Source organism: Gammaproteobacteria bacterium (genome assembly GCA_033720895.1).
Taxonomy (GTDB): domain Bacteria; phylum Pseudomonadota; class Gammaproteobacteria; order Natronospirales; family JAJUFS01; genus JAWWBS01.
Genome location: JAWWBS010000015.1, coordinates 1 through 19,115 on the forward strand (window position 1 = coordinate 1; position 19,115 = coordinate 19,115).

Annotated in this window: 24 protein-coding genes; 13 read left to right on the top strand and 11 right to left on the bottom strand. The window is 62.8% G+C overall.

What is annotated here, in order from left to right:
* Both R3217_03940 and R3217_03945 read right to left on the bottom strand, forming a co-directional pair.
* Positions 1-1,877 (bottom strand): M13 family metallopeptidase (locus R3217_03940; GenBank protein MDX1454587.1); only part of this gene is annotated, 1,877 nt, incomplete at its 3' end.
* Between the two features lie 86 nt (positions 1,878-1,963).
* The gene (locus R3217_03945; protein ID MDX1454588.1) at positions 1,964-2,563 is read right to left on the bottom strand and encodes a lipocalin family protein; all 600 of its coding nucleotides are present in this window, start codon (positions 2,561-2,563) and stop codon (positions 1,964-1,966) included.
* Between the two features lie 108 nt (positions 2,564-2,671).
* Here R3217_03945 and R3217_03950 point away from each other — a divergent pair, with 108 nt between their 5' ends.
* Positions 2,672-3,328: a TetR/AcrR family transcriptional regulator gene (locus tag R3217_03950; GenBank protein ID MDX1454589.1), complete on the top strand. Its 657-nt coding sequence runs from the start codon at positions 2,672-2,674 to the stop codon at positions 3,326-3,328.
* A gap of 59 nt (positions 3,329-3,387) precedes the next feature.
* Here R3217_03950 and R3217_03955 read toward each other — a convergent pair whose 3' ends face one another.
* Positions 3,388-3,792, bottom strand: a complete 405-nt coding sequence (locus R3217_03955; protein ID MDX1454590.1) for a hypothetical protein — start codon at positions 3,790-3,792, stop codon at positions 3,388-3,390.
* Positions 3,793-3,913: 121 nt separating this feature from the next.
* On the opposite strand from R3217_03955, the gene R3217_03960 reads away from it, so the two are divergent.
* Entirely contained in the window at positions 3,914-5,053 is a 1,140-nt protein-coding gene (locus R3217_03960) for a diguanylate cyclase (GenBank protein ID MDX1454591.1), read from the top strand.
* A 22-nt stretch (positions 5,054-5,075) separates the two neighbouring features.
* Here the strand turns inward: R3217_03960 and R3217_03965 are convergent, their stop codons facing one another.
* Positions 5,076-5,978, bottom strand: coding sequence for a pirin family protein (locus tag R3217_03965; protein ID MDX1454592.1), 903 nt, complete (start codon positions 5,976-5,978; stop codon positions 5,076-5,078).
* Positions 5,979-6,139: 161 nt separating this feature from the next.
* Here R3217_03965 and R3217_03970 point away from each other — a divergent pair, with 161 nt between their 5' ends.
* The 3 genes from R3217_03970 (at position 6,140) to R3217_03980 (ending at position 8,565) form a co-directional block, all read left to right on the top strand.
* A complete protein-coding gene (locus R3217_03970) occupies positions 6,140-6,472 on the top strand; it encodes a hypothetical protein (GenBank protein ID MDX1454593.1) in 333 nt (110 codons plus the stop codon).
* A gap of 76 nt (positions 6,473-6,548) precedes the next feature.
* Complete coding sequence (locus tag R3217_03975) at positions 6,549-7,706, top strand: MFS transporter (protein ID MDX1454594.1); 1,158 nt, start codon at positions 6,549-6,551, stop codon at positions 7,704-7,706.
* Positions 7,707-7,761: 55 nt separating this feature from the next.
* Positions 7,762-8,565 (top strand): rhomboid family intramembrane serine protease, encoded by an 804-nt coding sequence (locus R3217_03980; protein MDX1454595.1) that lies wholly within the window; start codon positions 7,762-7,764, stop codon positions 8,563-8,565.
* A 3-nt stretch (positions 8,566-8,568) separates the two neighbouring features.
* Here the strand turns inward: R3217_03980 and greB are convergent, their stop codons facing one another.
* The 3 genes from greB to R3217_03995 form a co-directional block, all read right to left on the bottom strand.
* Complete coding sequence (gene greB / locus R3217_03985; protein ID MDX1454596.1) at positions 8,569-9,072, bottom strand: transcription elongation factor GreB; 504 nt, start codon at positions 9,070-9,072, stop codon at positions 8,569-8,571.
* A 209-nt stretch (positions 9,073-9,281) separates the two neighbouring features.
* Positions 9,282-9,857, bottom strand: coding sequence for a YceI family protein (locus R3217_03990; GenBank protein ID MDX1454597.1), 576 nt, complete (start codon positions 9,855-9,857; stop codon positions 9,282-9,284).
* Complete coding sequence (locus R3217_03995; GenBank protein MDX1454598.1) at positions 9,854-10,468, bottom strand: cytochrome b; 615 nt, start codon at positions 10,466-10,468, stop codon at positions 9,854-9,856. The genes R3217_03990 and R3217_03995 overlap by 4 nt, the downstream gene beginning before the upstream one ends.
* Positions 10,469-10,687: 219 nt before the next feature.
* Between R3217_03995 and R3217_04000 the strand changes: the two genes are divergently transcribed.
* Genes R3217_04000 through R3217_04010 form a run of 3 tightly spaced genes read left to right on the top strand, consistent with a single transcriptional unit; the run spans position 10,688 to position 12,600 of the window.
* Complete coding sequence (locus tag R3217_04000) at positions 10,688-11,032, top strand: DUF2288 domain-containing protein (protein ID MDX1454599.1); 345 nt, start codon at positions 10,688-10,690, stop codon at positions 11,030-11,032.
* A gap of 39 nt (positions 11,033-11,071) precedes the next feature.
* A complete protein-coding gene (locus R3217_04005) occupies positions 11,072-11,845 on the top strand; it encodes an ion transporter (GenBank protein ID MDX1454600.1) in 774 nt (257 codons plus the stop codon).
* The gene (locus tag R3217_04010) at positions 11,845-12,600 is read left to right on the top strand and encodes a methyltransferase domain-containing protein (protein ID MDX1454601.1); all 756 of its coding nucleotides are present in this window, start codon (positions 11,845-11,847) and stop codon (positions 12,598-12,600) included. The genes R3217_04005 and R3217_04010 overlap by 1 nt, the downstream gene beginning before the upstream one ends.
* Positions 12,601-12,602: 2 nt before the next feature.
* Here R3217_04010 and R3217_04015 read toward each other — a convergent pair whose 3' ends face one another.
* A complete protein-coding gene (locus R3217_04015; GenBank protein MDX1454602.1) occupies positions 12,603-12,947 on the bottom strand; it encodes a TraR/DksA C4-type zinc finger protein in 345 nt (114 codons plus the stop codon).
* Between the two features lie 390 nt (positions 12,948-13,337).
* Here R3217_04015 and R3217_04020 point away from each other — a divergent pair, with 390 nt between their 5' ends.
* The 3 genes from R3217_04020 (at position 13,338) to R3217_04030 (ending at position 15,620) form a co-directional block, all read left to right on the top strand.
* Complete coding sequence (locus R3217_04020; GenBank protein ID MDX1454603.1) at positions 13,338-13,964, top strand: hypothetical protein; 627 nt, start codon at positions 13,338-13,340, stop codon at positions 13,962-13,964.
* A gap of 149 nt (positions 13,965-14,113) precedes the next feature.
* On the top strand, positions 14,114-14,608 hold the full coding sequence (locus R3217_04025) for a DUF427 domain-containing protein (protein ID MDX1454604.1): 495 nt from the start codon (positions 14,114-14,116) through the stop codon (positions 14,606-14,608).
* 121 nt (positions 14,609-14,729) lie between these two features.
* The gene (locus tag R3217_04030) at positions 14,730-15,620 is read left to right on the top strand and encodes a nuclease-related domain-containing protein (GenBank protein ID MDX1454605.1); all 891 of its coding nucleotides are present in this window, start codon (positions 14,730-14,732) and stop codon (positions 15,618-15,620) included.
* Positions 15,621-15,629: 9 nt separating this feature from the next.
* Here R3217_04030 and R3217_04035 read toward each other — a convergent pair whose 3' ends face one another.
* The 3 genes from R3217_04035 to R3217_04045 are packed head-to-tail and all read right to left on the bottom strand — an operon-like array spanning position 15,630 to position 18,235.
* Positions 15,630-16,541, bottom strand: coding sequence for a mechanosensitive ion channel family protein (locus R3217_04035; protein ID MDX1454606.1), 912 nt, complete (start codon positions 16,539-16,541; stop codon positions 15,630-15,632).
* A gap of 27 nt (positions 16,542-16,568) precedes the next feature.
* Positions 16,569-17,510 (bottom strand): DUF1684 domain-containing protein, encoded by a 942-nt coding sequence (locus R3217_04040; GenBank protein MDX1454607.1) that lies wholly within the window; start codon positions 17,508-17,510, stop codon positions 16,569-16,571.
* On the bottom strand, positions 17,504-18,235 hold the full coding sequence (locus R3217_04045) for an SDR family NAD(P)-dependent oxidoreductase (protein ID MDX1454608.1): 732 nt from the start codon (positions 18,233-18,235) through the stop codon (positions 17,504-17,506). Before R3217_04045 ends, R3217_04040 begins: the two co-directional genes overlap by 7 nt.
* Positions 18,236-18,348: 113 nt before the next feature.
* Here R3217_04045 and R3217_04050 point away from each other — a divergent pair, with 113 nt between their 5' ends.
* Together R3217_04050 and R3217_04055 are read left to right on the top strand one after the other, a co-directional pair.
* The gene (locus tag R3217_04050) at positions 18,349-18,933 is read left to right on the top strand and encodes a mismatch-specific DNA-glycosylase (GenBank protein MDX1454609.1); all 585 of its coding nucleotides are present in this window, start codon (positions 18,349-18,351) and stop codon (positions 18,931-18,933) included.
* Entirely contained in the window at positions 18,930-19,091 is a 162-nt protein-coding gene (locus R3217_04055) for a DUF2256 domain-containing protein (protein ID MDX1454610.1), read from the top strand. The genes R3217_04050 and R3217_04055 overlap by 4 nt, the downstream gene beginning before the upstream one ends.
* The last annotated feature ends 24 nt before the right edge of the window (positions 19,092-19,115 follow it).

Consider the following 19,115-nt stretch of genomic DNA (forward strand, 5'->3'; position numbering starts at 1 on the left):
CCGTCGATGACCGGCGGTTCCTCGCCATTCAGCGAACGGATGTAGGCGCGGTACGCCATGGTCACGCCGGAGAGGTCACCGATGTTTTCGCCGAGCGTGAGCTCGCCATTGATGTTCATGCCCTCGATCGGTTCGTACTGGTTGTAATGCTCGACCAGCCTCTGTGCGCGGGCTTCGAAGGCTTCGCGATCCGCCTGGCTCCACCAGTTCACCAGGTTGCCGTTGCCATCGTACTGGCTGCCCTTGTCATCGAAGCCATGCGAAATTTCATGACCGATCACGCCACCGACAGCGCCGTAATTGATTGCGTCATCGGCGTTCAGCTGGAAGAACGGCGGCTGCAGGCGCGCGGCCGGGAACACGATCTCGTTGCGCGACGGCGAGTAGTAGGCGTTTACCGTCTGTGGCGTCATGAACCACTCGTTGCGATCCACCGGGCCGCCGAGCTTGGCGAGGTCCTGGCTGTAGTCCCATTCACGGGCACGCCGCAGGTTGCCGGTGTGGTCGCCAAAGCGGATATCGAGGTCGGAGTAATCCTTCCATTCATCCGGGTAGCCGATCTTCGGCGTGAACCGGGCAAGCTTCTCGCGGGCCTTGGCCTGCGTCTCGGGGGTCATCCATTCCAGCTTGCCGATGTCCTCGTTGAAGGTCCTGATGACATTGGCCACCAGCTCTTCCATCTTGGCCTTGGCTTCGGGCGGGAACTCGCGCTCGACATAGACCTTGCCGACAGCCTCGCCGAGGACGCCATTGGTCAGGCTGATGCCACGACGCCAGCGGGGCGCCTCTTCCTTCTGGCCACGCAGGGTACGGCCCACAAAGTCGAAGCGGCGTTCGGCGACTTCCGCACTGAGGTGGGGTGCCCAGCCATGGAGCGTCTTGTAGGTCAGCCAGGCCTTCCAGGTCTCCAGCGGCACTTCCGCGACCAGGGCATTGACCGCCTCGAAGTAACTCGGCTGGCCAATGATCACCCGGTCGATGTCGGCCACGCCAAGGCTTTCAAGAAGCAGTTCCCACTGCAGGTTGCTGGCAAGTTCATTCAGCTCTGCCGGTGTGTAGGGGTTGTAACGCTTCTGCGGATCGCGATTCTCGACCGAGCTCCACTGCGCCTCGGCGAGTTTCGTTTCCAGCGCCATGATGTCGCTGGCGGCCTGGGCAGCCTGCGTTTCGCTCATGCCGGTGAACACGAGCATGTCCGCAACGTAAGCGGGCAGGGCCTCGCGGGCCTTCGCAAAGCGCGGGTTGTCGGTTTCGAGGTAGTAATCGCGGTTCGGCAGGCTCAGGCCGTCCTGGCTGATGAAAAACGCGTACTGGCTGGAGTTCTTGTCATCCAGTCCGACGCCATGGCTGAAAAACACTTCGACGCCATTGCGACCGAGTTCGGCCATGGCGTTCAGCAGCATGCGCTGGTTGCGGATGGCCGTGATCAGGTCGCGCTCACGCTGGATCGGTGCGATCCCCAGCGAATTGATGGTCTGCTCGTCCATGAAGCTCGCATAGAAGGCACCGATCTTGCCGCGCTCGCCCTTGGCTTCGGGGAATTTTGCAGCGGATTCGATGATGTCACGCAGGGTCTTTTCGGCTTCCTCGTAGACTTCGTGATACACGGTATAACCGCTGTAGATATCCGGGATCTCGGTATGGTCCAGCCAGGCGCCGTTGGCGAAGGCATAGAAATCGTCCTGTGGGCGAACCTCGCGTTTGATGGCGTCGAGATCCACACCCGAGACCGGTTCCGGTTCGGCAGGCTCGATCTCCACCTCTGCGACGACATCTTCGACCGGCGCCTCGACTTCGACAGGTGTTGCGTTCATGTACCAGTAGGCCAGTGCGCCGATGCCGGCAGCGATCAAGCCGATGAATATCTTGTTAGCCACGTTGAATCTCCCCTGTTGGCTTGGTGATTTTTTCGAGTCTATCTATGACGTTGCGCAGGCTGTTTGGTTGCATGCGCGGCGCGAATTTATTCGCGTTCCTGCGCTTGCTGCGATGCGCCAGATTGCTCTGTCGTTTGGAAATCAGCCGGGTCGTAACCCTGTTCGGCCAGGATGCGGTCGACACGCTGGCGTTCGCTGTCCGACAGCGCCGGTTCACGAGCGAGGATCCAGCCATAGTCGCGACTCGGTTCGCCGACAATGGCCCACTGGTACTCCGGATCCAGACCGAGCACCCAGTAATCGCCCCAGATCGGTCGCCAGCCGAGGATGCTGAAGAAACTCACTTCAAGGCGGGTGTTGTTGCTGTCGGGCACGATGCGCGCCAGGCCCTCGGCGGCGTTCATGCTGCCGTCCGCACGGCGGCATTCGTTCAGCACGGAGATCCGGCCCGCTGCCGCGCGATCGTAGGTGGCGGTGACATCGCCGGCACAGTCGTCCTGGAAGCGGTTCGGCAGCCGGGCGATTTCAAACCACTGGCCGAGGTAGCGATCCAGCTCGACAGCATCCACCGGCACGGGTGGATTTTCCGGCGTGCTGCTGCAGGCAGCGAGCGGCGCGAACAAGGCAAGTATTGGCAGGGCCAGCAGGCGCTTGGCGACGCGGCGTTTCCAGTTCTTGCGATACACGGCAAGCCTCCTCGAGATTCGTGTTGCCGCTGTCAACACTGGCGTCTATAGTGCGAATAGCGGTTGAAAAGCCTACCACGTTGCGCCGACAGGCATGAGGATTGACACATGAGCGAAGGAAACGAACCCACGCCCTTGAAACTGGCCGGCAAGCAGGGCTATCACCACGGCAACCTGCGGGCGGCCTTGCTGGAGGCCGGGCGGGCCTTGTTGCGCGACAAGGGCCTGGCTGCAATCAGCCTGCGCGCGGTCGCCAAGGCGGCAGGTGTCAGCCATGCCGCGCCGTACCGGCATTTCAGGGACAAGGAACACATGCTGGCCTGCGTGGCCGAGGCGGGCTATGAGCAGCTGAGCGACGCCATCCTGGCGGCGGCCGGGGTGGAAGACCCGGCCGAGCAGATCCAGGTCGCGATGGTGGGCTACCTGCGCTTTGCGCTGGCCAATCGCGAGCTGCATCACCTGATGTTTGGTGGCCTGCTGGACCAGGGCGAAACCGCGCTGGTGTTGCAGGACGCCAGGCTGAAGACGTTCGGCGCCTTGCGCGGCATTGTCGATGCCGGCATCAAGAGCGGCCGCTTCAAGGCCGTCAATGCGCGCGAAGCCACCCTGACACTGTGGTCCCTGATGCATGGCTTTGCGCTGCTGATGTCCACCGGCCAGTTGCAGGCCGGTGGCAGCGAGGAGCAGATCGAAATGATGGCCCGCGGCCAGGCCAGCCTGATGCTGGACGGCTTGTTGAAGCGGCGCTCAACCCTCGGGTCGTGAGCCGCACCTTGGTGTAAAAAAGGGGCCTTTCGGCCCCTTTTTTATTGAAAAACAATCACTTAGGGCATCTGGATGCCGCCGCCGCCCTGGCCGCCGGGTCCTCCCTGGCCGCCACCCTGGCCGGGTACGTAAAGCTGCGACGCCTGCTCGCGGCGCATTTCCTTGAGCTTCTCCATGGTTTCCTCGACGGCCTTGTTGGCGGCATCGGCGAAGGCCTCGACGGCGTCGGCGAGGGTCTTTGCCTCCAGCTCGAAGTTCAGTGGCAGCGCGCCCCCCGGCGTGTACAGGCTGGCCTGGCCCATGAACAGGGTGTCGCGCTCGGTATCGGCACTGCCGTCGGCCTTGACGGGCTCCAGCATGCGGATGGTGCCGACCTTGCGATCGGTGATCACGGACTCGCGGTATAAGGCGTCGGCATCCATGCGGGCATCGTTGCTGCTGGCGGCTTCGGTCTGGTCAACCATGGAATCTCCTCGGTATCAGGCAGGTTTCAGGTCATTGTTTCGAAGGGCGAAAGACTAGCAGATTCGGCACTTTCGGGGCAGGGACTATATATAATGTCTGCAAGGATGCGGGAGGGCAGCCATGGGCAAGCCACTGCTGGAACGGAAGGCCGGGAACGACGACGACTGGGCAAAACGGGTTCGGTTGCGGCGCTTTCTCATGTCCTTTGCTTCCTACGGCATGTGGTATGCCATCGCCCTGGCGGCGCTGGAGCTTGGTTTCCTGCGCGCCTCGACCCTGATGGTTGCCCTCGCCGGTGTCGGCATCCTGGTTTGCCAGGCCATCTTCTACTTCCTGATGCGCAGTGGTATCAGCCTGCGTTTTCGCGATCCCTCGCTCACCATGCCGCAGATCCTGGTCGGGCTCGCCTGGAGCCTGGTGCTGGTCGCCAGTGCGGTCGAGATTCGGGGCCTGACCATCGCCGCCTTCATGGTGACCATGCTGTTCGGCATTTTCGCGCTCGATTCCCGGCAGTTCATGATCTGCGCCTTCATGGCCTTCGCCAGCTACGTGGGGCTGGTCATTGTCGAGCAGTCCGCTTTTCCCGGATTGCTGAGCGAGGACTACTACACCATGTCGGTGCTGGTGCTGGGCGGCGTGTTGCTGTGGACGATGTTGTTCGGCGTGTATGTCAGCAACCTGCGCTTCAAGCTGCAGCAACGCAACGAGGAACTCATGCTGGTGAACCAGCGGATTCGCGAACTCGCCGAGCATGACGACCTGACCGGAATCTACAACCGGCGTTACATCATGCAGTTGCTGAACCTCATGAAGGCACGCAGCGACCGCACTGGCGAGCCTTTCAGCGTGGTGCTGATCGATCTCGATCATTTCAAGAAAGTGAATGATCGCTACGGCCATGCGGCGGGAGACCAGGCGCTGGCAGATTTCGCCGAGCTGACCGAGGACACGCTGCGCGGCATGGATTTGATTGCGCAGGACAAGGACGAGGCGTTCGGGCGCTATGGTGGCGAGGAGTTCATCATCCTGCTGCCGGCAACCCGGCTGGAAGGGGCCATGCAATGCGCGGAGCGCCTGCGCCTGCGCCAGGAGGAAGTGCAGCGGGCTGAGCAGGATGCCGGTATGCACGTGACGCTGTCGGCAGGCATTGCCGAGTATCGCCATGGCGAGGCGGTGGAAGACATGTTGAAACGGGCGGACAAGGCGCTTTATTCAGCAAAGGATCGGGGCCGCAACCAGGTGGTGCAGGAAACGGCCTGAGCCAGGAATCACGCGCTCGCGCTCAGCGTGCCTTCAGCTTGTGTTCCAGGGCGGGCGCTTCCAGTGGTGGACCATCGTAACCCTCGACCTTGCCCAGTTCCCCGTTTTCCCATTGCGCCAGGGCGGCGCGAATTTCCTGGTCGCTCCGTGCGACAAAGTTCCACCACAGGACGATCGCTTCGCCGAACGGTTCGCCGCCCAGCAGGAAGACCCGCGTGCCGGCCTCGGCCTCGCAGCGAAGGCGATCCGCAGCTTTCGGCAGGTAGTATAGCTTGCCGGGAACAAGCTCCAGCTCGCCGATGCGCAGTGCGCCTTCGCTGACCAGCAGGGCATGTTCGAAATCCTCCCGTAGCGAGAGATCGACGTCGCCGGCACGGGCCAGCTGCAATTCCATGCCGACCAATGGCGTGTGGGTGCTGGCGGGCGATGCCAGGTCCTCGTGTGATCCCATGACCACGGTCAGTTTGCCGTTCGGCAAGGTGCGGCTGGGCAGCTCGGCATGGTGTTCGAAACTGGCAGCGTCGTGGCGTGCGCCGTCGGGCAGGGCTATCCAGAATTGCAGGCCGTGCAGCCGTGGTCCGCGCTCGCCGGGCGATTCCTCGGAATGGGTGATGCCGGCGCCGCTGGTCATCAGGTTCAGCTGGCCCGGACGGATTTCCTGCAAGGAGCCCAGCGAATCGCGATGCAGCACTTCGCCTTCGTGCAGCCAGGTGACGGTCTGCAGGCCGATGTGCGGGTGCGGGCCGACCCGCAGGCCCGGCGAATCGGGTTCGATCTCTGCGGGGCCGAAGTGATCCAGGAAGCACCAGGCACCGACCATGCGGCGGGCTTTCTGGGGCAGGGCGCGACGTATCACCAGGCTGCCGCCGACTACCGCTTCGCGGGTGGCAAGGACCTGGATGGAATCGGGAGTGACCTCGGGCATGACAGACTCCTTGTCTTCTTGGCCATCTCCATGAGGGTAACGCAGCCGTCCCGGAGGCGTGAGTAAAAATGCGTCAAATGACGAATTTTGCTATCATGCTCGGCCCTTCGAGGCAGCCCGACACGGGTTGCCCGGACACGAAACCAGGTAGTCGACACACAATGAAGCCAATCGCCAATCTCCAAACCCCAGCCGAGCATGGTCCCGAGAACATCATGGACGAGGCAGCCCGCAAGCTGGTGGAGCTGGCCAACCAGCTGGCTGCGGACAATCCGGAAGCCGATCTCTGGGATATCGCTGACGGCCTGCTGTCCGGTGCCGTGCATTACTGGCAGTACGCCAATGCGCCATGCGATGACTTGTCCTGCGAGGACTGCGCCAACCTGCAGACCGCCGAAATGCGCATTGCCGAAATGCAGAAACTGCTGCGCGAGTTCGCCGAGTCCAGCGATTACTTCCACTCGCCCAACGACATCAACGTCGCCCGCGCCTGAGCGCTGCGGGCCTGGAGCCGCTGGCGCCTCTTCGGTCCAGCGGCTTCTTGCTGCCTTGCTGGCGTAGACTGCCTCCATGTCCTGGCGCATCTACCTGATTGCACTCGCCCAGTTCCTCGGCACCTCGCTGTGGTTCTCCGCCAATGGCGTGGCGGATGCCTTGATGGCGAGCTGGGGTATCGATGCCGCCGGCATCGGACGGCTGACCAGCGCCGTGCAACTCGGCTTCATCAGTGGCACCTTCCTGATGGCCTTCTCCGGCCTGGCGGACCGCTATGCCGCCAGTCGCATTTTCTTTGTTTCGGCACTGGTCGGTGCGCTGGCCAACCTGGCGTTCGCGCTGGCGTCCGATGCCTGGTGGCTGGCGTTGAGCTGGCGCTTCATCACCGGCCTGGCACTGGCCGGAATCTACCCCCTCGGCATGAAGCTGGTGGTGACCTGGGCGCCGGAACGCATGGGCCAGGTGCTGGGATGGCTGGTTGGCATGCTGGTGCTGGGTACCTCGGCGCCACACCTGATCCGCGCGCTGGACGTTTTCAGCGACTGGCAGGCGGTGGTGATGACGGCGTCGGTGCTGGCAACGCTGGCTGGTGTGCTCGTGCTGCTGATCGGTGATGGTCCGCACCATCCATCCTCGGGTCGCTTCGACTGGCGGGCCGTGCAGAAGGCTTTCGGTACGGCCGCGTTTCGACGTTCGGCCAGCGGATACTTCGGTCACATGTGGGAGGTCTACACCGCCTGGACCCTGGCGCCGCTGCTGCTGGCAATGCAGTTTCCAGACCTCGCATCGCATGAAGTCTCCTGGCTGGCATTCGCGTTCATTGCCATGGGTGCGCTGTCCTGCGTGATTGGCGGGCAGCTCTCGGCGCGGCTCGGCAGTGGCCGGGTGGCGTGGACGACCTTGCTGGGGTCGGGCCTGTGTTGCCTGGTGTTGCCGTTGAGCCTGGACCTGCCGGCGATCGTCTTCCTGGTGTTGATGCTGGCCTGGGGGTTTACCGTCGCGCCGGATTCGCCGCAGTTCTCGGCGATGTCGGCAGCGGCCGCGCCCCAGGGAACCGTCGGCAGTGCGCTGGCCGTGATGAACGGCATCGGCTTTTTCCTCTCGGTCATTTCGATCGAAATCATGACGGCCTTGTGGCCGGAGCTTGGCATCCAGGTGTTGTGGCTGATTGCGCCGGGCCCGGCGCTGGGCCTGTGGCTGTTCCTTCGCCAGCGGCGGGCGCACGCCTTCTGAGACCAACCTGCCGAGTAGCGCTTTTTTCCCGGCGCCAATCGAGTAGCATCAAGGCATGAGTCATCGATCGCGCCGCTTTTCCCTGTCACGCCGCCGCAGCCACGGGCTGCAACGGCCGCCCGGTGCCATGTTGCATGCCTTCCTGCTGAGCGGTGGTTTTGTCGCCTTCCTGTGGTGGTTGCTGTTCATGGCCTGGGGGCTCGACCTCCCGTACCGCGAGCTGGGTGTTCGCCCGGGAGAGCCGGAAGGCCTGTTCGGCATCCTGTTTGCACCGCTGATTCACGGTGACTGGGAGCACCTGATCGCAAACACGCCACCCCTGCTGTTGCTGGGCACCTTGCTGATCTACAGCTACCCGCGTGCCTGGCAACCGACCATCGTGCTGATCTGGGGTTGCGCCGGCATCGGTACCTGGCTCATCGGCAGCCCGGCCGTGCACATCGGTGCCAGCGGCCTGACCCACGGCATGATGTTCTACCTGTTCGTCACCGGCGTGATTCGACGCGATGGTCCGGCGATGGCGATTTCAATGGCCGTGTTCTTTCTTTATGGCGGCATGCTGATGACCATCGTGCCGCGCGACCCGGGCGTGTCCTGGGAGTCGCACCTGTCAGGGGCCATTGGCGGCCTGCTGGCAGCCGCGCTGTTCGCGAGGCTGGACCCGCGACCGCCGGAGAAGCATTACGAATGGGAGCAGGAAGGCGAAGAGCGCGACGATCCGCTTATCGGCGACCTGTGGAAGTACACGCCGGAAGAGCTCGAGGAGATGGCACGCCGTGGCGAGTCCGTCGATGACGAGGAGCCGATCTATCTCGTTGGCGATGACGATGACGACGAGCCGCCACCGAGGCTGCACTGACGTTCAATCGGGTCGGGTGTAACTCACCCCGACCAGCAGGTACTCGCGGCGACCCTCAGGCGTGTCTACCGCGACATCGTCGTCCAGCTGCTTTTTCAACAAGGCCCTTGCCATCGGTGAATCGATGGAAATCCAGCCTTGCGCAGGATCGATTTCATCCGGACCGACGATGCGCAGCGTCCTTTCCTTGCCGGTCTCGTCTTCCAGGGTCACCCAGGCGCCGAAGAACACTTGCTCCCGGTTCGCAGGCAGGTCAACGACCACCTTCAGGTCAGGCAGCCGTTTCTGCAGGTAGCGAATGCGCCGATCCATTTCGCGCAGCTGCTTCTTGCGATAGATGTACTCGGCGTTCTCCGAGCGATCGCCTTCCGCGGCAGCGGCTGACAAGGCGGCAACGACCTCGCGACGGTCCTTCCACAAGCCATCGAGCTCCGCCTCGAGTCGGACATGGCCGTCGGCAGTGATGTAGGGCGTGGACTTTTCGGCAGGTGGTCGCCAGCGACCCATGGCATGGACTCCTTTTTGCAGCGAGTGTAAAGAATCCCGCTGCCGGAAGTCACCGGTGAGGAAAAACCGGCCTGAAAAAAAACCGACCCTGCGCTGGGGCAAGCGCAGGGTCGGCCGGGGGTTGGTCGGCCAGGTCGCGGGGAACGACGGGGCAGGCCGACCGAGGGGCACGGTGTGCGGCGCGCATCACTGCGCGCCACGGGTGTGGCTTACTTGATCGCTTCCACGGCGATCTTGATGTCGGCGGTGCGCGAAGCCGGGCCGAGGTCGTAATCGATGTTGAAGTCGGCCAGCGTCACTTCGCCGGTTGCCTCGAAGGCAATGCGGTCATTGCCCCAGGGGTCCTTGGCGGCATTCTTCATGACGACGTCCAGGACGATCGACCTGGTGACACCCTTGAGGGTCAGGTCGCCGGTCAGCTTCGCGGTGTTGTCTCCGGTCGGCTCGTAGGCCGTGCTGACGAAGGTCGCCGTCGGGTACTCCGCGACGTCAAAGAAGTCCTCGCCACGCAGGTGCTTGTCTCGCTCCGCGTGCTCGGTGTCGATGCTCTCCACCTGGATGGTGAAACGGGTCGATGCGTCCGCCGGATTGGCAGCGTCGTATACCAGCTCGCCGTCGAACTCGTTGAAGCTGCCAGGCAGGAAGGCGAAGCCGATGTGGCTGATCTCGAAGGTAATGAAAGTGTGGCCCTTGTCGATCTTGTAGGCATGATCATCGGCGACGGCTGCCGTGCTGGCAAAGGACAGCGACAGCAGGGTTGCCAGGCTGAGTGCAAACTTCTTCATGAGTAGATCTCCTTGTTGTCTTTGGTCTTTCGATCAGTCGTGTAGTCCGGCTGCGAAGCGTTGCCGAGCCCGAGCATGCGGCGCAGGGTCTCGTCGCGATCCACCACGTGATGCTTGATGGCACCCATGGCGTGTATGGCGACCAGGCCCACCAGGGCCCAGGCGGTCCAGTAATGCAGCAAGCCCATGATTTCCTCCTGGCGTTCGACCAGGGCGCCAGGCGCAGGGACCTCGAACCAGCCGAAAATCGATACCGGGTCGCCCTTGGCTGTCGTCATCAGGTAGCCGCTGGCGAGAATCGCGAACAGCAGCAGGTAGATGAGCCAGTGGGCCGCTTCGGCGGCCAGGGCAATGACGCGCGGCGTGCCCGGCACGGTCGCTGGCGGCGGGTTCAGCAGTCGCCAGCCCAGTCGGAGGAACACCAGGCCGAACAGCAGCATGCCGACGGCCTTGTGAATGGCGGGTGCCTGGTGATACCAGTCGTCGTAGTAGGTCAGCTCGACCATCCAGATCCCGAGCAGGAACAGGCCGATCACGGCAACGGCGCTGAGCCAGTGCATGACGATGGCCAGCCAGCCCCATTCCTGTTTGGTGTTTGTCAGTTTCGGCATGTGATCGATCCGGATTAAGTCCTTGTCTGGATAGTACGAATATGGACTAAAATCGGTTCAGAGGTCAAGCTGGGCTGGATAATTTGCATGGATATGAACAAAAACAACAGCTTATGACGGATGCTGCTGGAGTGTCCCAGTTCTCTCCGTGCGGCGCCAGGCTGAAGATATGCTAAAGTTCGGCCCCGTCGAGGCCGCAGCAAGGAGCGATCTGTTCGCATGAACGACCCGGAAAACAAGCCGCCCGCCGAGGGTCAACTGGCCGAATCCACCGATCCGGCAGAGTTGCGTGCCCGCCTGAACACCGAGACCGCCCGCATCGAATGGCAGGCGCTGGCGCCGCATTTCGCCCGCGGTGTCGTGGTCGTGGTGTCGCCCGAGCTGGACCTGGTCGAGGTCGCCGCGGCCTTTGTCGAGAACGACAAGGCGAGCGTCAGCGAATGGATGGAGAGTGACAAGCTGGAGCGTGCCAGCGATGATGATGCCCGGGGCTGGAGCGAGTCCGACAAGGAACTCTGGGCGGTGGTGGTCGCACCCTGGGTACTGGTTCAGGATCGCGCCTAGGCAGGGCCGAGGGCTAACAGACGAGCGGGGTGCAGGGTGGTGGCGATCAAGGCGTTCCTGAAGACGATCTATCACGGCAAGGGCAGCGAAGGTCAGAACTGGCGCTGGACCTTCATCGGCGTCGACATGTTGCTGATGCTGTTCTTCGTCGTGACCACCTTCATCGACCATGACCCCATGCCGCGCTGGCTGGTGATCACGGACTATGGTATCGGTACCTACCTGCTGCTGGACTGGCTGGCACGTGGCTGGGTGTCGGCCGATCGCATTCGCTACCTGTCACGGCCGCTGGCCATGCTCGATCTGCTGGTCATCCTCTCGCTGTTTGCCCCGGCGCTGACTGAAAGCTTCATCTTCCTGCGCGTGATCCGCACCTTGCGCTTGCTGCATTCCTACCATTTGTTGCACGACCTGCGGCAGCTGTCCGGTTTCTTCCGCGATCGCGAGGAAATCATTTCTGCCGCCCTCAACCTGCTGGTGTTCATTTTCGTTGCCTCGTCGACGGTGTATGCGCTGCAGGTGAGAGTGAATGACAACATCAACAACTATGTCGACGCGTTCTACTTCACGGTGTCGACATTGACGACCACCGGTTTCGGCGACATCACCCTGCCGGACACGACCGGCAAGATCATTGCCGCGTTCATGATGATCATCGGCGTGTCCTTGTTCCTGCGGTTGATCCAGTCGATCTTCCGACCCAGCAAGGTCAGCCACGAATGCCCGGACTGCGGCCTGAATCGCCATGATCGCGATGCAGTGCACTGCAAGCACTGCGGTGTGACGCTGCATATCAGTACCGAAGGCGCTTGATGGCGGTCATCTGGCGAGCGGAGCGAGGCGGTTCCAGCTATGAAGTCCGCAGTGCCGGCGCGACACGTCGCCTCTACACTGACGGCATCTTCCATTCGCAATTCAATCCGGATTCGCCGTTGACCGGTGCCGTCTGGGACCTGCTGATGCTGCCCGCCTTCCTGTTTCCCCCGCAGCGCATCCAGCGCGTGCTGGTGCTGGGCGTTGGTGGCGGGGCGGTCATTCGCCAGCTCGAGACGTTCCTCAAGCCGCGGCATGTCACCGGCATTGATATCGACCCCGTGCATCTTGATGTTGCCCGGCAGCATTTCGGTGTTACTGGCAAGAACATCCGGTTGCTGGCCGCCGATGCCATCGAATGGGTGCATGCGGCCGAGACCGGGAAATACGACCTGGTGATCGATGACCTGTTCGGTCGTGGACCGGCAGGTCCGCTGCGTGCCATCAAGCCGACCGTCGAATGGTGCTGGCAACTGGCCCGCGTGACTTCAGCCAGCGGTGGCGTGGTGATGAACTGCCTGGCGCCAAGGGATCTCAGGCACAGTGGTTTCATGACGGATGCCGGCCTTCGGCAGCGCTTTGCATCCCGCATGCTGCTGCGATCGCCTGTCGATGAAAATGCGGTGGGCGCGTTCCTGCCGTTTGCAGTCGAAGCGCGCGAGCTGCGACAGAACCTGAAATGCGTGCCGGGCCTTAACACGGCGGGCGCCCGCAAGGCGATGCGGTTCAGTATCCAGGCCCTGGCCGACGCCTGACCCTATTGCCGTGCCTCGGCGCAGCCGATGCAGAACAGGGCGCAGGGATCGACCTTCAAGCGGGCCAGCGCGATTTCCTCGCCACATTCCCGGCACTCGCCATAATCACCACGCTCGATTCGTTCCAGTGCGCGCTGTATTGCCTGCAGGCGCTGCGTGGCACGGGCACTGGAAGCGCGCGCCATGGCCTGTCCCTGCAAGGCATCCATGCGAGTCAACCGACCGGTCCGCGTCTGGTCGAGTTCCACGGTGTCGGCGCTGGTCCGACGCGCTTCCGCGCTGGCGTCGAGGGCATTGCGCTCCTCGTGGAGTTGCCGGCGCAGGCTGTCCAGATCGTGATCTTCCATGTCGCCAGTGTAGAGAAAAAAGGCCCGCGAGCGCCAAGTTCCACGCGGATCCGACAAGGCCCGGAGAGAGTTGATCCTTTGTCGGCCGGCATGAACCGGCGAGCGGCGATCACGTTCCTGTGATCAGTTGCCCGTATGTCCTGCTGGCAGCGCTCGACCGGGGCGAACCTCCTCTGGTCCCGGGAGCGCCGGGCGGGCGCAGGGAGTCATGCTGCCCGCCAGTTTGCCAGCAGCCCGGGCAACCGGGCCGTCCCTGTCAATACAGACCGCACCGGTGAGATCTTCATTGCACGCCCGGTCACGCTCTGCTGTTGCCGTGCAGCAGATCACGGTGCTGGCAGCTATGCTTGGCGATACTGATGACTTCTGTTCCCACGCGAGGTGAGTGCCATGAAATTGATCCAGAAGCTGTTGTTGCTGGTATTGCTGTTGCCGCTGGCTGTCCAGGCCCAGGAAGAAGAGGCTGACGAGCCGCGCAGTTGCAGTGACAAACGCGCCGAATGCGTGTCGTCCTGTGATTCGGAGCGCACCTTCTTCGTGTTCAAGGGCGAGCGCTATGACAGCTGTGTCGATCAGTGCGAAGCCAAGTTCCCGGATGACTGCGATCAGCGTGCCCGTGGCGGGCGTGATGGCGAGCGTGAGCGTGATGGCGAGCGCGGGCACGAGGGCGAGCGCGGCAAGGGCAACATGGAACACCCCCAGGACAAGGAATACGGTTACGACAAGAATGCCGACAAGAAGTCGGACAAGAAGCGTGGCGAGCGTGGTCGTGGTGGCGATGCCGACGACATGGACCGTGATGATGACGCTCGCGACCGTGCCGAGGATGCGGCCGAGGATGCCCGTGAGCGTGCAGAAGAGGACCGCGAACGTGCCGAGGAAGCGGCCGAGGATGCCCGTGAGCGTGCAGAAGAAGACCGCGAACGTGCCGAGGAAGCTGTCGAGGAGGCCCGGGGTCGTGGCGGCGAAGAGCGGGGCCGTGGCAAGAACAGGGACGGCGACAAAGACGAGGATTGAACCGGGCTGCCGGCCCGGCAAGCTGCCGGGCCGGCAGGTTCGCCTGTAAGAATTTTCGGAAAACCCGTGCCTGTGAATGGCTTCACAGTGCTGGCCTCACGGCATGCCGATAGTGGTGGGTACGCTCGCAGCTTTTCAAGGAGTGACCCATGTACAAGGATCGCATCAAGCCGGGCCCGGGCCAGGAGTCCGTCTGGGACTATCCCCGTCCACCGCGGCTCGAAGCCAGCCTCCGCCGCGTTCGGATCGAGTTCGCCGGCCGCCTGATTGCCGATACCCGCGAGGCTTTCCGGGTCCTGGAAACCTCCCATCCACCGACCTATTACATTCCGCCCGGCGACATCGACGAGTCGGTCCTTGAGGTCAGCGACTTGCACAGTTATTGCGAATGGAAAGGCCAGGCCGATTACCGCCATCTCAGGCTGGGTGAGCGGCAGTCTCGAAATGCCGCCTGGTTGTACCCCGACCCGGTCCCGGCGTTCGCGCCGCTGGCGGGTTACCTGTCCTTCTATCCCTCGCGGGTCGATGCCTGCTGGCTGGACGAAGAACGCATCGAAGCGCCGGAGGGCGATTTTTACGGCGGCTGGATCAGCAGCGACATCGTCGGCCCTTTCAAGGGGCCACCGGGATCACAGGGTTGGTAGGCGGTACGGACCGAGCTGCAGTGCAGCCAGCGTGATGTGGTCGACAGGCAAGCCGTGGGCGGCTGTGCCATAGTTATCCCCATAACCAGAATCTCACATTGAACATGGCAGGGGACTCTCCATGATGATCGAACACTGGCAACTGCTGGTGGCGGCCTTGCTGACGGGCATGCTCGCCGGTATCGCTGCCTATGCACTGGCCTTCCTCGGGGTCTGGCTGGGCGATGCCATCACCCGCAAGATGAAAATCATGCCGGTTCCGGCGGCTCCCGGCGACAAGGCCAGGCGCCATTACCGGGTGCTGGGCAAGCGGGCCGGCATGTGGTGGGCCGCGATGCTGGTCGTGCTCGGTGTTACCGGGGTTACCTGGGTGCTGCTGCCCGGCAAGTGGTCCATCGAGCTCGAGCAATGGGGTTGGTACGTGGCAGCTGCCGTGCTGGTATTGCTGGTCCTGATGGCCTTCTGGAACCTGGTGAGCCTGTTCCTGCAGCGGCGCGATGCGCGTCATGACTGGCTCTCACATCGTGCCGTGGCGGCAGTACTTGATCGCCTCGGTGCCAACGGCTTCCGCATCTTCCACGAGGTGGTCATTGGCGAGGTGCTGATCGATCACGTGGTACTGGGCGAAAAAGGGATCTTTGCCATCAACACGGTAGCGCGGCGGGCTCACAAGAAGGACACAGAGCGGGCAGCGAAGTTGGAAAATGGCAAGCTGGCATTCAGCGACGGCGAGGTACTGGTCGAACCGATTGCCGAATCGGCCGCAAACCTGCGCATGCTCACCGCCGCCTGCACCAAGCTGCTCGGACACAAGGCCATCGTCCGGTCCGTGATCGCCTTGCCAGGCTGGAACTGCCAGCCGGATGCCAGCGAGAACCACATGCTGCTGAACGAAACCAACCTGGCGACCCTGCCAAGCTGGAACCCGCCCGAGCATCACCTGATGCAGGAAGACGTGCCCAACCTGGAAAAATGGTTGCAGGAGCAGTCCACTATCAAGACGCTGGACTGAACAGGCCGTTCAGGAGTCGCCGGGCTCCGGCTGGCTGGTCTCGTTGACCAGGCGGAGCGGCTCCTTGAAGGTCATGGTGCGGTAAGGGAACGGGATCTCGATGCCGGCTTCGTCCAGCGCCTGCTTGGACGCCGTGACCACTTCTGCAATCGAGCGCCGCTGTTCCAGCGGCTTGGGGCTGGTCCACCAGATAAGGTCGATGTCGATGCTGGAGGCGCCGTAGGCCTTGGGCAGCACGTCGATCGGCAGCTTGTCATCCACGCTTTCGCAGCCGCGCAGCGCCTTCTCCAGCACGTCCACGGCCGTGGCGACGTCCTCGCCGTAGGCGATGCCCGTCGTCACCTCGACGCGACGACGTCTCTGGCTGGTCAATACCTGCACCGGGTTCTTGTAGAGAAAGGCATTCGGCAGGATCAGGTGCTCGCCACTCAAGGTGCGAAGCTCTGTCATCCGCACGTTGATGTGCAGCACTTCGCCCACATAGCCCTCGCATTCGATCACATCACCGTTCTCGAAGGGAAAACGCCACAGCAGCAGGATGCCGGCAAAAAAGTTCTCGAAAATGTCGCGGAAGGCAAAACCGATGGCGATCGACACGATGCCCAGGCCGCCGACCACCTTGGTGATGGTCACGCCCGGAACGACGATGGTCGCGATCAGCAACATGCCGAGTGTCCAGATGAGGATGTTGACCACCCGCGAAATCACCTGGCGCAGCGACGGCCGCATGCGCGATCGGGCAAGCACGGCGCGGAAGGTACGATCGAGCACTCGCGCCACCAGCCACAACAGCAAGAACAGCAGCAGCGCGCCGAGCAGGTGCGGAATATGGCGCAGGAAGTCTTGCCAGATATCGATCAGGCTGCCCTGCACGATATCGAGGATGCCCTGCAGGCTGCTGTCGGTGTTGGTGGGTGTCATGCTGTCAGTCTAGCAGAGCTGCCGGCCTCAGCCGGTATCGCCCTGCCAGGCGTTCTCGCTCTTGTATTCCTTTTCGCCAGCCGTGATTGCCAGTGGCAGACGGTTCTGCATCGGCGGCAGCGGGCAGGTAGCCAGCGCCGTAAAGGCGCAAGGCGGGTTGTAGACCTTGTTGAAGTCGATCACCGTCATGGGTGGCTGGTCCGGCAACTGCACGGGCGGGTCGATGTAGATGTAACGCCCGGCGCCATAGCTGCCTCGTCCCGAGGTGGCATCGGCAAGCATGACGAACCAGGGACTCGATTCGTCCTGCTGGATGACCAGCAGGCGGTACTCCTCGCCCTCATGCTCGAAGACGATTTCGCCTGGCGAACGCATGGCTTCTTCCATGCCGAGAATGTTGATGATGTTGACGCCCTGGGGTTCGGGATAGGGTTCGAAGGTCGCGATCTTCCGCCACTCGAGGTCGATGGGAAAGTAGTCGAGCCCGGTGAATTCCTGGATGGCATCCGACTCGATGTCCCTCATGCGAACGCCGATTTCGCCGAAGCGTTCGATCAGGTAGAAACGCAATGAACCGTAGTGCAGTACGGTGGGTTTGCGCTGCCTGTCGTCGGCCAGGCCGATGCGCTCGACAGGGTTGCCGTCGGCATCGGTGACCGAGCGGCTGGCCGGCCCGAAATAGAGCGCACCCTGGGCACTCAAGTCGATGCTGCCGAGGTCGGCAGGCACCTTGTGGTAATCCACTTCGCAGTCCGCACCGGATCCGTTGCCCAGCTGGTTGAGGCCGGGTTCCAGCCAGCACAGGCCGACCAGCGACAGCCAGCCATTCGCACTGCCGATGCTGGCGTTTCGCTCGGCCTGCCAGGCCTTGATCTCTGCCTTGTGTTCTTCCGCGGTGGGTCCGGGGAGTTCCTGGGAGCAACCCAGCAATGACAGCATGGCTGCAAGCGTCAGAATTTTCTTCACCACGGTATCTCCTTGCCATCGCGATAGAATCCGCCGCTGGGACCATCAGGCCCGAGCCGCGCTGCCCACAGCACGCTGGCTGCACCTTCGGCGGGCGTGCGGCTGGCATTCGGACCGCCCATGTCGGTCTGCACCCAGCCGGGGCATACCGAATTGACCTTGATGTTCTGCTTCGCGAGTTCATTGGCGAACACTCGCGTTACGGTATTCAGCGCCGTCTTGGACAGGCGATATCCCAGCACCCGCGAATCCATATCGGACAGCTGGCCCATGCCGGAAGAGACATTGACCACTCGCGCATTTGGCCGAAGCAGTGGCCCCAGCGCCTGGATCAAACGCACCGCGCCCAGGGTATTGGTGTTGAAGATTTCCATCAGGGAGGTAGCAGGAATCAACCAGGGATTCGACGAATAGCGCCCGGTCGTGTCGTCCGAGGATTCCGGCAGGATGCCGGCGGAATTGACCAGCACGTCGAGGCCCTTGTGCGTAGATTTCAGCCAGTCTGCCAGGGCACGCACCTGCTCGCCGGAGGTGATATCCAGCTTGCGCGCTTCGATGTCGAGACTTTCATCACGCGCCTGTTCCAGCAGGTCATTGAGCTTGCCGGGATCGCGGGCCGCGGCAATGACATGCAGGCCATCGCGGGCCAGGCCAAGGGCAACTTCGCGGCCGATGCCGCGGTTGGCGCCAGTCACCAGGGCGATTTGCGGTGCTCCCGTGTTGCTCATGAACTCTCCTGTCGTTGTTGATGGGGCGCGCGGGTGCAATTCCCGGCCGCTCTAGGGCATCCTGCCGAATACACCCTGGAAATTCCATCCGTCAGTCACGAATCCGAAAGGCCATGCCCAAGACCCCGCCACCCGCCGATAACGCCGAGCTCCAGCCCCTGCCGGATTTCCTGGAGGGTGCACTGGATATCGTCACCATTGGCGTCAATCCCTCCATTGCCTCGGCGCGGGCCGGTTTTTACTATGCCAACCCGCGCAATCGCTTCTGGCCGGCACTGAATGCCTCGACGCTGGTCGACGAGGAGCTGGCACCCGGCATCGATTCGATTGCCCGGCTGGCAGGCCGGCATGGCATCGGTTTCACCGACATCGTCAAGCGTCCCACGCCGATGGAAAAAGACCTCCCGGTCGCCGAGTTGCGGGCCGGAGCGGAAATCCTGCGCGACAAGCTGCTTGCTGTCCGCCCCGCGATTCTCTGGTTCAACGGCAAGACGCCACATGATCGCCTGATGCGCCTGCTCGGCCTTGAAAAGGCGGCGGGCTGGGGCGAGCAGCCGCAGCGCTGGGAAGGCATGCGATGTTTCGTGGCGCCCAATCCCAGTCCGGCCAACGCCGCGTTTTCTCTCGACGAGCTGGTGGGCTGGTACGACCGGCTGGCGGCGCTTCGAGCGGCATTGCGGGATGGATCCACGGCATGACGGGTCGGATGAAAGCCAAGGGCGACCTGCCGCAAAAGACCTGCCAGGTTTGTCAGCGCCCGTTTGCCTGGCGCAGGAAGTGGGAAAAATGCTGGGACGAGGTGAAGTACTGCTCGGACCGCTGCCGTCGTGCGAGGAATGCAGGACAGGGGCGCTAGCGCCTGTCATGGCCGAGGTGCTAA